Annotated in this window: 15 protein-coding genes; 4 read left to right on the top strand and 11 right to left on the bottom strand. The window is 72.0% G+C overall.

Features of this window, described 5'->3' with window-relative positions; genetic code table 11:
* Positions 1 to 146: 146 nt before the first annotated feature.
* Both ACIQWG_RS38910 and ACIQWG_RS38905 read right to left on the bottom strand, forming a co-directional pair.
* Positions 147 to 1,448 carry a M16 family metallopeptidase gene (locus ACIQWG_RS38910; RefSeq protein WP_404105269.1) on the bottom strand — a complete coding sequence of 434 codons (1,302 nt, stop codon included), beginning with the start codon at positions 1,446 to 1,448 and terminating at the stop codon, positions 147 to 149.
* Positions 1,445 to 2,755 (bottom strand): M16 family metallopeptidase, encoded by a 1,311-nt coding sequence (locus ACIQWG_RS38905; RefSeq protein WP_404105267.1) that lies wholly within the window; start codon positions 2,753 to 2,755, stop codon positions 1,445 to 1,447. Before ACIQWG_RS38905 ends, ACIQWG_RS38910 begins: the two co-directional genes overlap by 4 nt.
* Positions 2,756 to 2,951: 196 nt before the next feature.
* On the opposite strand from ACIQWG_RS38905, the gene ACIQWG_RS38900 reads away from it, so the two are divergent.
* The gene (locus tag ACIQWG_RS38900; RefSeq protein WP_404105264.1) at positions 2,952 to 3,131 is read left to right on the top strand and encodes an LxmA leader domain family RiPP; all 180 of its coding nucleotides are present in this window, start codon (positions 2,952 to 2,954) and stop codon (positions 3,129 to 3,131) included.
* A 103-nt stretch (positions 3,132 to 3,234) separates the two neighbouring features.
* Here ACIQWG_RS38900 and ACIQWG_RS38895 read toward each other — a convergent pair whose 3' ends face one another.
* A complete protein-coding gene (locus tag ACIQWG_RS38895; protein WP_404105262.1) occupies positions 3,235 to 3,708 on the bottom strand; it encodes a hypothetical protein in 474 nt (157 codons plus the stop codon).
* Positions 3,705 to 3,977, bottom strand: coding sequence for a helix-turn-helix transcriptional regulator (locus ACIQWG_RS38890; protein WP_274816482.1), 273 nt, complete (start codon positions 3,975 to 3,977; stop codon positions 3,705 to 3,707). Before ACIQWG_RS38890 ends, ACIQWG_RS38895 begins: the two co-directional genes overlap by 4 nt.
* Before the next feature lie 90 nt (positions 3,978 to 4,067).
* Between ACIQWG_RS38890 and ACIQWG_RS38885 the strand changes: the two genes are divergently transcribed.
* Positions 4,068 to 5,051, top strand: coding sequence for an LLM class flavin-dependent oxidoreductase (locus ACIQWG_RS38885; protein ID WP_404105258.1), 984 nt, complete (start codon positions 4,068 to 4,070; stop codon positions 5,049 to 5,051).
* The gene (locus tag ACIQWG_RS38880) at positions 5,044 to 6,168 is read left to right on the top strand and encodes a hypothetical protein (RefSeq protein ID WP_404105256.1); all 1,125 of its coding nucleotides are present in this window, start codon (positions 5,044 to 5,046) and stop codon (positions 6,166 to 6,168) included. The genes ACIQWG_RS38885 and ACIQWG_RS38880 overlap by 8 nt, the downstream gene beginning before the upstream one ends.
* A gap of 49 nt (positions 6,169 to 6,217) precedes the next feature.
* On the opposite strand, the gene ACIQWG_RS38875 is transcribed toward ACIQWG_RS38880, so the two are convergent.
* From ACIQWG_RS38875 to iolC, 6 genes are all read right to left on the bottom strand, one after another.
* Positions 6,218 to 6,919: a GPP34 family phosphoprotein gene (locus ACIQWG_RS38875; RefSeq protein ID WP_404105253.1), complete on the bottom strand. Its 702-nt coding sequence runs from the start codon at positions 6,917 to 6,919 to the stop codon at positions 6,218 to 6,220.
* A gap of 81 nt (positions 6,920 to 7,000) precedes the next feature.
* A complete protein-coding gene (gene mmsA, locus ACIQWG_RS38870; protein WP_404105250.1) occupies positions 7,001 to 8,503 on the bottom strand; it encodes a CoA-acylating methylmalonate-semialdehyde dehydrogenase in 1,503 nt (500 codons plus the stop codon).
* A gap of 102 nt (positions 8,504 to 8,605) precedes the next feature.
* Positions 8,606 to 10,492 carry a 3D-(3,5/4)-trihydroxycyclohexane-1,2-dione acylhydrolase (decyclizing) gene (gene iolD / locus ACIQWG_RS38865; RefSeq protein WP_404105248.1) on the bottom strand — a complete coding sequence of 629 codons (1,887 nt, stop codon included), beginning with the start codon at positions 10,490 to 10,492 and terminating at the stop codon, positions 8,606 to 8,608.
* The gene (locus ACIQWG_RS38860) at positions 10,489 to 11,379 is read right to left on the bottom strand and encodes a 5-deoxy-glucuronate isomerase (RefSeq protein ID WP_404105245.1); all 891 of its coding nucleotides are present in this window, start codon (positions 11,377 to 11,379) and stop codon (positions 10,489 to 10,491) included. The genes iolD and ACIQWG_RS38860 overlap by 4 nt, the downstream gene beginning before the upstream one ends.
* A 7-nt stretch (positions 11,380 to 11,386) precedes the next feature.
* Positions 11,387 to 12,268 (bottom strand): deoxyribose-phosphate aldolase, encoded by an 882-nt coding sequence (locus tag ACIQWG_RS38855; protein WP_404105241.1) that lies wholly within the window; start codon positions 12,266 to 12,268, stop codon positions 11,387 to 11,389.
* Entirely contained in the window at positions 12,265 to 13,215 is a 951-nt protein-coding gene (gene iolC / locus ACIQWG_RS38850) for a 5-dehydro-2-deoxygluconokinase (protein ID WP_404105238.1), read from the bottom strand. Before iolC ends, ACIQWG_RS38855 begins: the two co-directional genes overlap by 4 nt.
* Before the next feature lie 437 nt (positions 13,216 to 13,652).
* Between iolC and ACIQWG_RS38845 the strand changes: the two genes are divergently transcribed.
* On the top strand, positions 13,653 to 13,853 hold the full coding sequence (locus tag ACIQWG_RS38845; protein WP_404105236.1) for a helix-turn-helix transcriptional regulator: 201 nt from the start codon (positions 13,653 to 13,655) through the stop codon (positions 13,851 to 13,853).
* A 183-nt stretch (positions 13,854 to 14,036) separates the two neighbouring features.
* Here ACIQWG_RS38845 and ACIQWG_RS38840 read toward each other — a convergent pair whose 3' ends face one another.
* Entirely contained in the window at positions 14,037 to 15,080 is a 1,044-nt protein-coding gene (locus ACIQWG_RS38840; protein ID WP_404105232.1) for a zinc-dependent alcohol dehydrogenase family protein, read from the bottom strand.
* Between the last annotated feature and the right edge of the window lie 109 nt (positions 15,081 to 15,189).

The following is a 15,189-nucleotide window of genomic DNA, read 5'->3' as shown; positions in this document are numbered from 1 at the left end:
CCGCGCGCCCCGCCCCCCCCCCCCCCCCGCGCCCCGCCCCCCCCCCCCCCCCCCCCCGCGGGGGGGGGGGGGGGCGCCCCCCCCCCGGGGGGGGGGGGGGCGCCGCGGCCCCCCCCCCCCCCCCCCCCCCCCGCCCCCTCAAGCCGTCAGAAGTCCAGTTCGCCGTCGGTGCCGCCGCGCAGCGGTGCCACCGCGGCCTCGTCGGCGACGATCACCCCGGTGAAGTCGTCGGGCCGGAAGAACCGGTGGGCCGCCTCGCCGACCTCGGCGTGGGCCACGCCCTCCAGCAGCGGCCCCCAGTTGTGCAGCCAGTCGGAGCCCACCCCGACATGCAGCAGATTCGCCAGGGCGGACGCCAGTGCGCCCGGTGCCGACAGCGCCGTAGCGGTGGAACCGACCGCGTAGCTCCGGGCCGCGTCGACCTCCGCCGCAGAGGGCGGATCGGCGGCCATGCGCTCCAGCTCCTCCCTGATCACCGCAAGAGCGGCGACGGTGTGCTCGGCGGCGGTGTCCGCCTCGACCATCAGCGTCGAGGCCCCCGGCACCGACTCCACGCCCGAACCGAGCTGGTAGGCGTACCCCTTGTCCTCGCGCAGGCGGGCGACCAGCCGGGAGGCGAAGGACCCACCGAAGGCCAACTGGGCCAGATGCAGGGCCGGGTAGCCCGGGTCGGTGCGGGGCAGGGCGGGGGCGGCCAGCCGGATCACGCTCTGCACGGCCCCGGGCCGGGACACCCAGCGCGGCGGCCCGCCGGGGAACCAAGGCGGTACCTCGGGTACGTCGTCCCCGGGCCCCGGCGCCCAGGCCCCGAACATCTCGGTGACCGTCGCGACGGCGTCGTCCGGCCGTAGGTCCCCGACCAGCACGAGCACCGCGCCCCTGGCACCGAGCCGCCGAGCGTGCAGTCGTGCCACGGCGTCCGGTGTGCAGGCGGCGGCCAGTTCGGGGGTCGGCTGCACACGGGCGGCCCTCTGCTCGCCGTACCTCCGCCGCAGCAGAGCGTGCTGGGCGAGGGCGGCAGGCTGATGGGTGGCCAGCTGTATGCGGCGTACCAGCCGTTCGCGTTCGCGGACGACGGCGTCCTCCGTCAGCCGCGGCTCGTGGACGGTCTCGGTCAGCAGAGCGAGTACGGCGGGCAGGGCGTCGGCCATGGTGTGCCCCGTGACGGTGAGTTTGCGGGAGTCCGCGGCGGCGGCCAGTGTGGCGCCGTGCGCGGCGAGCGCCGTGTCGTAGGAGTCGGCGTCCCGGTGCGCGGTTCCGCCCAGCAGGAGTGCGGCCAGCAGTTGGCAGAGCGCCGCCTCGCCCGGTGCCGTGACGGCGCACGGGACGGTGAGCCGGATCTCGACGAGAGGGACGACCGGAACCGAACACACCACGACACGCAGTCCGTTGTCGAGGGTGATGTCGGCATCAGGCAGCGGCAGCCGCCCGTACGCGAAGCCGGTCACGCCGCCACCTCCCGTGCCGTACCGCGCGGCACGGCCGCTCCCGGCACGAACTCCACGACCGCCCGGTGAGCGGATCTGAGCCGCCCGGCCGCCCGGCTCACCTGCTCGCCGGTCACGCCGTGCCGGATCAGCTCCGGCAAGGCGTGGGTCAGCTCCGCCTCGCCGAAGAGCGTCTCGCGCAGACCGAGCAGCTGCGCCCGGGTGCCCGGGTCACCGAGCTCGCGCATCGCCCCGGCGGCCCAGCGGGCGGTCGTGGCACGCAGTGTCCCGGCGGCGACCTCGTCCCGCGCCAGCGCTTCCAGCGCGCCGTCCAGTGCCTCCAGGACCTGCTCGGCACCCCGTTCGTGCCCGTGTACGGCGAACAGCGTCAGCAGATCCGGCCCCACCGTGTCCAAGGGCAGCCCGAACAGCCCGCAGCCCACTGAGAGGCTCGACACCTGCGCGGCGGCGGTCGGCCCGGGGCGCAGCAGGGCATGCCCGCCCTGTCTGAGCAGTGCGGCCAGGACGAGGTGCGCGAGGTAGTCGGGGCGCTCGGTGACCGGGTCCGGCATCCGGTAGCCCACCGCCACGGCGGGTGAACCGGCGTGCAAGTCGGCGACCGTCAGCCGCCGTTCCTGTTCCGGCGCCGGTTCGTGCAGGTCGGGTGTCCGCACCGTCGGGCGGGCGGGCAGGGACTCGAAGTGCCGGCGTACGACACGCTCCGCCGTGCCCCGGTCGAAGGCGCCGGTGAGGGTCAGCACGGCATTTCCGGGACCGTAGTGGTCGGCGAAGAACCTTTCGCACAGGGCGATGTCGAAGGAGGCGAGGTCGGCGGTTTCGCCGTACCCGTCCCTGGCGTTCTCCGCGCGCCGGTGCAGGGCACGGGGCAGCACCCAGGGAAATGTTCCGTACGGGCGATTGCGGACCATGAGGCTGATCTCCTGGTCGATCACCGCGGTCTGTGTGCGCAGGTTTCGCTCGGAAATGCAGGGCGCGCGCATTCGGTCCGCTTCGAGAGCGAGCAGCATTTCCAGTGCGGAGGCGGGGGCGGCGGCGTAGTAGACCGTCACGTCCTGGCGGGTCCGGGCGTCGCCGAATCCGCCGGCGCGCTGTACCTGCGGCAGGTAACCCTCGGGCGCGGCATCCCGGCCACCTTGGAAAACAAGGTGCTCGAAGAGATGCGCGAGGCCCGTACGCCCCTGGGGCTCGGTCCGGAAACCCACGTTGTAGTGCACTGCGACACCGATCGAAGCGCCCACGGGATTCGGTGCCAGCAACACCCGCAGACCATTGTCCAATACCAGGCGATGCAGCTGATCTCGGCTCATCCCGGCGAGCATAGGACGAGTCAACTACCGGCTCAACAGCGGACGTTGACCGATAGCGGACAGTGTCCGCATACGGTCAATCCATTGCCATCACGGCACCGTCCGAGGAATCGTTCTGGCACGGCCGGAGAACGCGGTTCACCGAAATCGCCGATCCGGTCGTCATTCGAATCCGAGAACTCCAACGGGAGGCATCATGAACACCCAGTCCCTCATCAGCGGTTACTCCGCCTACGCCGCCGCCGACGAGATCGTGCCGGCCGTGGAGGCGCCGGGCGCGACCCCCACGATCACCACCTCGTCGGCCGCGTGCATCTCCGCCGCGTCCGCCGTCTCGGCGGTTTCGGTCGACAACACCTTCGACCACTCCTGCTGAACCGCGTGACCCGCTGAGGTAAAGGGGCGGGTGCCCACCGCCGCAATCGGTGGGCACCCGCCCTGTCGCACGAGGTGCTGATGCCCGGTCAGCGGCGGTCGAATCACTCGTCCTCATCCGTGTCGTCCTCGTCGTCCTCGACGCCCGCGGCGGACAGCCCCAGCAGGACCGAGGGAACGGCGGACGCGGTCAGCATGAGGCCCGTCAGCAGCGCGGGCATCCGCTCGATCATCTCGGGGCTGTTCTGGAAGACGACCATGAGGAGCACCACGACCATGCCGGCGCCGACCGCGCACTGGTATCCGATGAAGGAGACGTGGTCGCGCAGCCCGCGTTCACGTTCGTCCAGTCCCGCCCGGGGCCGTTCGGCCACACCGCGGGTCATCGAGCGCAGTACGCCCCAGAGCAGCAGCCACAGGACGAAGGCCACGAGCCACCACGAGTCGGAGAACGCGTTGCCGTCCGAGACGAGCGACAGCACCACCATGGCCGCGCTCAGCGCGCAGAGCGCGAGCGCCACGGGTCGCATGGGACTGCGGGCCAGATCGGTCGTCCCGTTGGCACCTTGCCGGCTCACGAGCGTTCCTCCTTGTTGTACAGCTGGGCGGACAGGGGAGCGAAGGGCTTGCGGCTGAAGATGGCCTCGACCGGAAGCTCGAAGACGTCACTGAGCCGGAACGCCAGGTCGAGACTCGGGAAGTAGTCACCCCGCTCGATGGCACCGATGGTCTGCGGGTGCACCTCCACCAGCTTGGCCAGCGCGACACGGCTGAGGCCGCGCTCGGCGCGGAGCACTCTCAGCTGGTTGTAGATCGGCATTCCCTCGCGATGGCTCACTGGGCTCATGGACAAGAATGTAGCAGTAACACAACAGTTCATCAAGAAAAAGCAACAGCTCCGACGTACGTCAGAGCAGACCCAAGGAAGGTGCGGCCCGTGACCACCGACAGCGTGCTCCCGAGCGTGCTCGTGCCGAACATGCCGGAGACCCCGGACGCCCTGCGGCCCTACGCCGAGCTGGTGCGCGGCACGGGCGCGCGCCGCCTGTGGACAGGGCAGTCGCTCAAGGTGGAGACCCACCAGGCGTTCGCCCACCTCGCCGGCGCCGGGATACGCGTCCCGGTCGGCACCAGCGTGACCCTGATGCCGCTGCGTCATCCCTACGAGGCCGCCGTCCAAGCCCGCTCACTGGCCCTGCTGACCGGCAGGCCGGTGGTGGCCGGCTACGGCGTCGGCGCGACGGCGTTCGTCCGCAGCCTCAACGGACAGCCCTATCCCAGCCCGCGCACGATGGCCGCGGACTACCTGCGCACGGTCCGCGCCCTGCTCGACGGAGAGGTCGTCGACCACTCGGGCGACTACCACTCGCTGCGCGGCCGGCTGATCCCCATGGAGCATCCGCGGGTGGAGGTCGGCGTGGGCGTGCTGCGCCCCAACATGGCGCGGACCGCCGGCGGCGTCGCCGATGTCGCCATCACCTGGATGACCCCGCCCGGATACGTCGCCCAGACCCTGCTGCCCGCCCTGGAGGAGGGGGCCAAGGAACGGGACACCCGCTGCCGCGTCGCGACCGTCGTGCACGTCGCGGTGGAGCGCGCGGGACGAGACCCGTACGTGCTCGCCCACACGGCCGCCGCCGGACACCTCGTCACCGACCACTACACGGACATGCTGCGCCGTGCCGGTGTGCCCGCCGATCCGGCCGACCCGGTGGCCGGTGCCGCCGCCCTGGTAGACAGCGGCACCTATCTGTTCGGCTCGGCGGACCATGTCGCCGCCCGGCTCGCCGAGTTCCGGGACGCCGGCGTGGACGAGGTGATCCTCAACTGCGCCGGAGTGCTGTTCACCGAGGGGCAGGCAGCCGCGTTGCGGGACCTGACGGAGATCATCGAGGCGGTCGGGCGGCGGCACGGTGGCTGAGCCGTTCCCCTCCGCGGGGGTACGCCCCCGGGAAACGGCGCCCGTCACCGTACGCGAGTACGGCACCCGCTATCTCCGGATCACCGTGCGCCACCACGGGGAGGCGGGATTCAGCTGGCTGCGCTCCCCCGGACCGGCCCACACGAGGGCACAGCGCCTGCCTCCGGCGACGGTGGCAGCGGCACTGCGCAGGGTCGACACGGCCGCGGTCGGCACCCGGCTCGCCCTGGGCGAACGGGCCGCCCATGCGGGGCCGGAGGGAGCGAAACACCCGGACGGTACGGCGCGAGCGGGCTCACGACCCGGTGTGGTCTACCGCGTGCCGGGCGCCTTCTCGGTGGCACGGCTGCTGCCCTGCGGCGACGAGACCGCCTACCGGCTCTCGGTCGGCGCGCTGTCGGGGCTGGGCAGGACCCTGCGACGGCTGCACCAGGAACCGTGGGACCTCCCGGAGCGGCCACCGCACTTCGGTGTGCGACGGCTGTCGGCGTGGCTCTGCGGAGAGGAGGACGCCGACGGCGCGAGCCGGCTGCGCACACTGGCCCGCGCCCGCCTCGGCCCCTCGCTGTGGACGCGGCTGACGGACTGGTCCGAGGCCGCGGACGCACCGCTCGCGGGAGGCGCGGTCCTGCTGCACGGGGCGCCGAGCACCGGCTGGCTGGTCCCCTCCCCCGCCGGTGGCCCCGCCGCCCTGCTCACCGGCGAGGAGGTCACCGGGGGTGATCCGGCCCTCGATCTCGGCTGGATCCTCGGCGAGTTGCACGAACTGCGTGCCGCCGCCGCACACGGCCTCGGCTCCGCGGGACAGGGCCCGCCGGTCGACTACCCGGCCGCTGCAAACGCCCTGCTCACCGGCTACACCGGCGACGGCGCCGCCACCGTCCCGCGGGGCACGGCACGCGCGGCCACCCTCCGGCTGGCCGTCCACATGCGCGACTTCGCCTCGTTCGTCGGCTGGCACGAGGACCTGCGCCGCTACTGCGACCTGCTGGCGGAAGCCCTCGACGAGGAGGGCACTCCCTGTCTTCGGTGGGGCACACCCAAGGAGTTCGTCGAGGGCGAGCTTCCCGGGCCGCCCCGACAGCACCCGACTCACCGGAACGGACCCGGCGCATAGCGCCGGGCCTCACCGTCGAGGGCCAACTCCGGGGAACGCCCGACCGGCCTCAGGTGGCGACGACCGTCGTCGTCACCGTCACGGCGACGATCACCGCCAGCGCCTCCTCCGCCGCCCGCACGGCATCGCGTACCGCCTTCGCGGACCACTGACCGTTCGAGATCGACTCCATCGCCGTCCGGACCTCACGTGCGTCGGCGTCCGGGAAGGCCAGCCGGTGCAGTTTCGCTCCGTGCAGCAGGGCCACCAGGCTCGCCGTACGCTCGTCCGGCGCCGCGCCGCGCAGGACGACCGCGTCCAGCCGCTGCCGTACGCCCGCCTCCGCCGAGCCGTCGGCCTCGGGGTAGCGGCGCACCGGGAAGAGACCGAGCACCTTCTTCTTCTCCTCGCGGACCAATCCCTTCTCGACCAGGCCCCGGTTCGCCCCGGCCACCGCGTCCGTGCCGAGCCGGATGATCCAGTCCTTGGTGCTGCGCGCCTTGTCCGTGCCGTCGATGTCGGCGAGTGCGGTGTCGAGTGCGGGCTCGCCCAGCGGCGTCGCGTCGACGACGGTCACCCGGTCGTCGGTCACGTCGATCCGGCCGGCCAGCGCCAGCTCCACCAGCACGGCGGCGGAGATCGCCGGTGCCACCTTCGCCGACTCCTTCGCCGTGCCGGACTTGTCGTCCAGTGAGAGGAGCAGGAGCTGCTCGCCCAGGGTGGTGGGGGTTTCCGTGGAGGATTGCGTGGGGGGTTCCATCGGTGTGTGCATGCCCGCAAGTCTCCCCGGGCGACTGCCGGCCGGGGAAGGGAGGGCCGGCATGCGGCTGCCGGCCCTGGGCGAGGGCGGAGATCAGTGGTTGCGCGGGAACCCGAGGTCGACGCCGGTGGGGGCGTCGGCCGGGTCGGGCCAACGGGTGGTGACGACCTTGCCGCGGGTGTAGAAGTGCGTGCCGTCGTTGCCGTAGATGTGGTGGTCGCCGAAGAGCGAGTCCTTCCAGCCGCCGAAGCTGTGGTAGCCGACGGGGACCGGGATCGGGACGTTCACGCCGACCATGCCGGCCTCGATCTCCAGCTGGAAGCGACGGGCCGCGCCGCCGTCCCGGGTGAAGATCGCGGTGCCGTTGCCGAACGGCGAGGCGTTGATCAGCGCCACGCCGTCCTCGTACGTCTCGGCGCGCAGCACGCACAGCACCGGACCGAAGATCTCGTCCTGGTACGCCTTCGCGCTGGTCGGCACCTTGTCGAGCAGCGACAGGCCGATCCAGTGGCCGTCCTCGAAGCCGCCGACGGTGTAGCCGGTGCCGTCGAGGACGACCTCGCAGCCCTCGGCCGCCGCGCCCTCGACGTAGGAGGCCACCTTGTCGCGGTGGACCTTGGTGATCAGCGGGCCCATCTCGGAGGTCGGGTCGTTGCCGGGGCCGATCTTGATCTTCTCGGCGCGCTCGCGGATCTTCTGCACCAGTTCGTCGCCGATCGCGCCGACCGCGACGACCGCGGAGATGGCCATGCAGCGCTCGCCGGCCGAGCCGTAGGCGGCCGACACGGCGGCGTCGGCGGCGGCGTCGAGGTCGGCGTCGGGCAGGACCAGCATGTGGTTCTTGGCGCCGCCGAGGGCCTGGACGCGCTTGCCGTTCGCGGAGGCGGTGGTGTGGATGTAGCGGGCGATCGGCGTCGAGCCGACGAACGACACCGCCTTCACGTCCGGGTGCTCCAGGAGGCGGTCCACGGCCACCTTGTCGCCGTGCACGACGTTGAAGACACCGTCGGGCAGTCCGGCCTCGGCCAGCAGCTCGGCGAGCTTCAGAGAGGCCGACGGGTCCTTCTCGCTCGGCTTGAGCACGAAGGTGTTGCCGCAGGCGATGGCCAGCGGGAACATCCACATCGGCACCATCGCCGGGAAGTTGAACGGCGTGATGCCCGCGACGACTCCCAGCGGCTGCCGGATGGACGAGACGTCGACGCGGCTCGCGACCTGCGTCGACAGCTCGCCCTTCAGCTGCACGCTGATGCCACAGGCGAGGTCGACGATCTCCAGACCGCGCGCCACCTCACCGAGGGCGTCGGAGTGCACCTTGCCGTGCTCGGCGGTGATCAGCTCGGCGATGGCGTCCCGGTTGGCGTCCAGCAGCGCGCGGAACTTGAACAGGATCGAGGTGCGCTGGGCCAGCGAGGACTGGCCCCAGGTCAGGTACGCCTCCTTGGCGGCGGCGACCGCCGCGTCCACCTCGTCGACCGAGGCGAAGGCGACCTTCGTGGTGACGGCGCCGGTGGCCGGGTCGGTGACCGGCCCGTACGTGCCCGACGCGCCTTCGACGGACTTGCCGCCGATCCAGTGGTTGACGATCTTCGTCATGACCGGTAACTCCTTCGCTCAGGTCCGCCTCACGATGTCCCGCCGGTCATGCGGGCCGACCTGCTTTTCTGCCGGGGGTCCGGGGGTTGTCCCCCGGGAGATTCAGCACAGATGGCGGCGTCGGGTGGAGACGTGCCGTTCGTACAGCTCACGGGCCTTGACCGCCGACGGTCGGGTCGCGGTCTCGGCCACAGGAACATCCCACCAGGCCTGTGCGGGCGGCGCGCCCGACACTGTGTCTGCCGTTTGGGTCTCGACGTAGACACATGTGGGAGTGTCGGCCGCGCGGGCCACGGCGAGCGCCTCCCGCAGGTCGCCCACGGTCTTCGCGCGCAGCACCCGCATGCCCAGACTGGCCGCGTTGGCCGCCAGGTCGACGGGGAGCGGGGGGCCCGAGAACGTGCCGTCCTGCGCCCGGAAGCGGTACGCGGTGCCGAACCGCTCCCCGCCCGTCTCCGCCGACAGGCCACCGATCGACGCGTACCCGTGGTTCTGCACCAGCAACACCTTGATCGCGACGCCTTCCTGCACGGCGGTCACGATCTCCGTCGGCATCATCAGGTACGTGCCGTCGCCCACCAGCGCCCAGACCTCGCGCTCGGGCGCGGCCAGCTTCACGCCGATCGCCGCCGGGATCTCGTAGCCCATGCAGGAGTAGCCGTACTCCAGGTGGTACTGGTCCCGCGAGCGCGTTCGCCACAGCTTGTGCAGATCGCCGGGGAGGGAGCCGGCCGCGTTGATGATGATGTCGTTCTCGTCCACCACGGCGTCCAGGGCCCCGATGACCTGCGGCTGGGTCGGCCGTACGTCGATCTCCTCGGCCTCGAAGCAGGCGTCGACGCGCTGCTCCCAGCGCTCCTTGTCCTCGGCGTACTCGGCGCTGTAGCCGTCGGCGACCCGGTACGCGTGCATGTCCAGGGCCGCGGTCAGCTCCTGAAGGCCGCTGCGGGCGTCCGCGATCAGCGGCATCCCGGCGAGCTTGTGGCCGTCGTAGGGCGCGATGTTGAGGTTGAGGAAGCGGACCCCGGGGTCGGCGAAGAGGGTGCCGGAGGCGGTGGTGAAGTCGGTGTACCTCGTGCCCACGCCGATCACCAGGTCGGCGGTCCGGGCGAGTTCGTCGGCCGTGGCGGTGCCGGTGTGGCCGACTCCGCCGACGTCCTGGGGGTGGTCGTGGCGCAGGGAGCCCTTGCCGGCCTGGGTGGAGGCGACGGGGACACGGGTGACCGCCGCGAACTCGGCGAGCGCCTCCTCGGCGCGGCTGTGGTGGACGCCGCCGCCGGCGATGACCAGGGGCCTGCGGGCGGACCGGATCGCGCGTACGGCCTCGGCGAGTTCGGTCGGGTCGGCGCCCGGCCGGCGGACCACCCAGGTGCGCTCGGCGAGGAGCTCGTCGGGCCAGTCGTACGCCTCGGCCTGCACGTCCTGGGGAAGCGCGAGGGTGACCGCGCCGGTCTCCACGGGGTCCGTCAGCACCCGCATGGCGTGCAGCGCGGAGGGGATCAGCGCTTCCGGGCGGGTGATCCGGTCGAAGTACCTCGACACCGGGCGCAGACAGTCGTTGACCGAGACATCTCCGGCGTAGGGCACTTCGAGCTGCTGGAGGACGGGGTCGGCGGGGCGGGTGGCGAAGATGTCGCCGGGGAGCAGCAGGACCGGGAGGTGGTTGATCGTGGCGAGCGCGGCGCCGGTGACGAGGTTGGTGGCGCCCGGGCCGATGGAGGTGGTCACGGCGTGCGTGGACAGGCGGTTCGACTGGCGGGCGTAGCCGACGGCGGCGTGCACCATCGCCTGTTCGTTGCGGCCCTGGTGGTACGGCATGAGATCGGCGTGCTCCAGGAGCGCCTGGCCGATCCCGGCGACGTTGCCGTGGCCGAAGATGCCCCAGGTGGCGCCGATCAGGCGCTGTCGTACGCCGTCGCGCTCGGTGTACTGGGCGGACAGGAAGCGGACGAGCGCCTGTGCGACCGTGAGCCTCGTCGTTGAGGTCATCGGTACCCCTCTGTGCTTGGTACGTGATCCGGGTGGAAGCGGATCCGCCACTGACGATTCTCCCCCGGACCGGCCATGACGTTCAGGCAGTACATGGCGTGGCCGGGCTGGGCGACCAGGACGCCGTGCCGTGCGTCGGGGACGAGGACGGCATCGCCGGAGCGGACCTCCGTGAGGACGTCGGAGCCGCCCTCACGCGAGGGGAATACGAGCTGACCGCCGAAACCGTTCGGACCGTCGATCTCGAAGTAGTGGATCTCCTCCGGCTCGGACTCCTCGCCGGGCCGTGTCCCGGCGTGTTCTTGCGGCTCGTGCTGGTGCGGCTCGTGGTCGTGCCGCGGGTCCGAGGGGAAGGCCGCCGACCGGTTGCCGCCGGGTGTGATCACCTCGACGACGGTCAGGCGGTCGCAGGCGAAGGCGTCGGCGGCGGCGAGGGCACGGACCTGGTGCAGGCCGGTGCCGCTGCCGCGCTGCTCGACGAGAACCTCCGGCGCGGGGCCGTAGCGGGCGGGGAGTCTTCGCTCGCACTTCGCTCCTGCCAAAGCAAAGCGGCCACCCGCGCCGGAGGCGATCTGTGCCCGGGCGTCACGGGGCACGTAGGCGAAGTCGGTGACTCCACTGAATACGTTGTCCCTGCCCAGGAGTTGGTACTTCTCGTTCTCGATGTCCACGGTGCATCCGCCGTTCAGCGGAAGCACGATCCATTCACTGTCACCGGTGGTGAACATGTGCGTGCCACCGGGCCCCAGTTCCACGATCCGCAGGCTGCTGTGGGTCCACCCGGCCCGCTTGGGGTCGATGTCGAGTGCGTAGTTCACATCGGCGGTGGTGCCCCTCGGGACGTACAGCGCGTTGTCCGTCCCGATGTGCGGCTCGCGGTTCGTCATAAGTCCCTCACAGCAGTCCTACGGCGGTGTCGACGGCGGCGGCCACGTCCCCGTCCGCCGGGTAGAGCAACGAGCGACCCACCACCAGGCCGCGCACGGTGGGCAGTTGGAGAGCGCCGCGCCACTTCTCGTATGCCCCGTCCTGGTCGTCGCCGACCTCACCGCCGAGCAGCACGGCCGGCAGGGTGGAGGCCCGCATGACCTCGGCCATGTCGTCGGGGTTCTCGGTGACCGGGAGCTTCAGCCAGGTGTAGGCCGAGGTGCCGCCCAGACCCGAGGCGATGGCGATGGACTTGGTGACGGCCTCGGCCGACAGATCGTTGACGACCTTGCCTTCTGGGGTGCGCCGGCTGAGGAACGGCTCGACGAAGACCGGGAGTCGGCGCGCGGCCATGTCGTCGATGGCGCGGGCGGTGGACTCCAGCGTGGTGAGGGAGCCCGGGTCGTCGTAGTCGACGCGCAGGAGCAGCTTTCCGGCGTCGAAGCGCAGCCGCTCGATGTCCTCGGCGCGGTGGCCGGTGAAGCGGTCGTCGAGCTCGAAGCTCGCGCCCTGGAGGCCGCCGCGGTTCATCGAGCCCATGACGACCTTGCCGTCGAGGGCGCCGAGCAGCAGCAGGTCGTCGAGGATGTCGGCGGTGGCGAGGACCCCGTCCACGCCGGGGCGGGAGAGCGCCAGGCAGAGGCGCTCCAGCAGCTCGGCACGGTTGGCCATGGCCATCTTGCGGTCGCCGACGCCGAGCGCGCCGCGGGCCGGGTGGTCGGCGGCGACGATCATCAGACGGCCGCTGTCGTCGAGCAGGGGCCTGCGTGGGCGGCGGGCGGCGGCTTCCGCGATCGCCTCGGGGTGCTGGGTGCGCAGGCGGACCAACTCCGCGATGTCCACGGTCACTTGACTGCCCCCGCAGCGATCGCGGCCTCGATCTCAGCCGGTGTCGGCATCGCGGAGGAGCACTCCAGGCGGGAGGCGACGATGGCGCCGGCGGCGTTGGCGTGCCGCATGGTCTTCTCCAGGTCCCAGCCTTCGAGCAGCCCGTGGCAGAGGGAGCCGCCGAAGGCGTCGCCGGCACCGAGACCGTTGAGGACGTTCACGGGCAGCGGCGGGACCTCGGCCTGGTCGCCCTTGCTGTTGACGGCGAGGACGCCCTTGGGGCCCTGCTTGACGACCGCGACCTCGACGCCGGCGGCGAGCAGCGCGCGGGCGGCGGCGTGCGGTTCGCGGACGCCGGTCGCGACCTCCACCTCGTCGAGGTTGCCGACGGCGACGGTGGTGTTCTTCAGCGCCTCGGCGTAGAAGGGGCGGGCCTCGGCGGGGTCCTTCCAGAACATGGGGCGCCAGTCGAGGTCGAAGACCGTCGTACCCGACTTCGCACGGTGGGCGAGCGCCGCCAGTGTCGCCGTGCGGCTGGGCTCCTCGCTCAGGCCGGTACCGGTGACCCAGAAGATCCGGGCGTCGCGGATGGCGTCGAGGTCGAGCTCGTGGGCGTCGATCTCCAGGTCCGGGGCCTTGGGCTGTCGGTAGAAGTACAGCGGGAAGTCGTCCGGCGGGAAGACCTCGCAGAAGGTGACCGGGGTGGGCAGGCCGGGGACCGGGGTGACCCAGCGGTCGTCGACGCCGAAGCCCTGGAGGGCCTCGTGGAGGTAGGTGCCGAAGGGGTCGTCGCCGGTGCGGGTGATCACCGCGGTCCGCCGTCCCAGGCGGGCGGCGGCGACCGCGACGTTCGTCGCCGAGCCGCCGAGGAACTTGCCGAAGGAGGTGACCTGCGGCAGCGGGACGCCGGTCTGCAAGGGGTAGAGGTCCACTCCGATCCGCCCCATGGTGATCAGGTCGTACGCCATCGGCTTCCCTCTGTCTCCCTTGTCACGGCTCTCCGGTGCCGACGGTGCGGTCGGCTCTCCACGGCTTTGTAGCCCCGGTGGGGGAGGCCTGTCAATGTTTTGTCCGGACATTCGAACGAGGGTGTTCCGGGGAGGGCCGACGTCCGCGCGGGCGCGGAGCCGGATTGTCATCCGCACGAGTGCGGAGCCGGATTGTCAACGCGCCGCGCCCTTACGCCCGCGTGCGCCTTTGCGTCACCTGTGTCACAAGCGCACCTTTCCTGTCACACATGTCCCATGTACGCGGGGCTTGCGTCACACCCGGCGCACAGGCCCTGTCCTGCCCTCACGCCACGTCGTTCACGGAGCACAGGCTTTGTGATCACCAGCGCAGCGCACGGTCCCCCCGACGACCAGCCCCCGGTCGCCGCCGCGGCGCGCGCGGGGAGGTGCAACTGATGACCGACCGAAGGCTCTGGTCGTACAAGGAGATCGCCGCGCACATCAAGGTGCAGCCGGACACCGTGCGGTCCTACCGCAAGCACGGGCTGCTGCCGCCGCCGGACCATGTCGAGGCCGGAAAGCCCTTCTGGTACGCGGACACCGTGCGGGCGTGGGTGGCGTCCCGGCCGGGCAATCGCGGGCGCAGATCGGACTGACCTCCCGGAGAAACCAGCTGTGCCCCACCTCGCGTGTGGGGCACAGTCGTGCTCTGCCCGGCGGCCGGACCGTGCCGCGCCCGTTCACCGGGGCCGACGCCGAGGGTCATGTGGGCGATCGTTGTTCGTCCCGCACGCTCATCTCCCACCGGGCCCGCCCCGACGTCACCGGCGCCAACACCCTCAGCTCCACGGCTCGATGACCGTGACCCCCGCCCCCGGTGCCGTCGCGAGCGCGGCCAGCGCCGACGGCACCGCGTCCAACGGGATCGTCCGCGTCACCAGCAGGTCCGGTCGCAGCACGCCCGCCCGCACCAGTTCCAGCATCGGCGGGTAGGTGTGCGCGGCCATGCCGTGACTGCCCAGGATCTCCAGCTCCAGGGCGATCGCGCGGGCCATCGGGACCGGGGTCGTGCCGGACTCCGACGGCAGCAGGCCCACCTGGAGGTGCCGGCCCCGTCGGCGCAGGCCGTTGACGGAGGCGGCGCAGGTGTCGGGCGAGCCGAGGGCGTCCAGGGAGAGGTGGGCACCGCCGCCGGTGAGGTCCCGGACCGCCGCCGCCGTGTCCGGTGTGCTCAACGCGTCCACGCACTCCGCCGCCCCGAACGCCCGCGCCAGTTCCAGGGCCTCCGGTGACACGTCGACCGCGATGACCCGCGCTCCCGAGGCCGCCGCGATCATCACCGCCGACAGGCCCACCCCGCCGCAGCCGTGCACCGCGACCCACTCCCCCGCCGCCACCCGGCCCTGCTGCACGACCGCCCGGAACGCCGTGGCGAACCGGCAGCCCAGCGAGGCCGCCGTCCCGAAGGACATCCCCTCGGGCACGGCGACGAGATTGACGTCGGCGTGGTCCAGCGCGACGTACTCGGCGAAGGAGCCCCAGTGGGTGAAGCCGGGCTGGGTCTGGCGCTCGCACACCTGCTGGTCCCCCGCCGCGCACGCGCCGCAGCTTCCGCAGGCGCACACGAACGGCACGGTGACCCGGTCGCCGGGCCGCCATCCGGTCACCAGGTCGCCCACCGTCTCGACGACACCGGCGAGTTCATGGCCCGGAACGTGCGGCAGCGCGATGTCCGGGTCGTGCCCCTGCCAGCCGTGCCAGTCGCTGCGGCACAGCCCCGTCGCCTCCACCCGCACGGTCACTCCATGGGGAGCGGGGTACGGGTCGGGTACCTCGCGCACCTCGGCCGCTTCCCCGTACCGCTCGAACACGACAGCCCGCATGCCGGTCTCCTTTCGGCCGCGCCCCTTGCACGGAGATCACCGCGAACGCTAGACGCTACGCCGGGCTCGCGATACGGCAGTCGCGGCCCGGCGTCGGTCGTCTCGGTGG

It is taken from the genome of Streptomyces sp. NPDC098781, from assembly GCF_044759995.1.
Taxonomy (GTDB): domain Bacteria; phylum Actinomycetota; class Actinomycetes; order Streptomycetales; family Streptomycetaceae; genus Streptomyces.
Note: the sequence above shows the minus strand (reverse complement) of the source record. Positions and strands in the feature narration are given on the sequence as shown.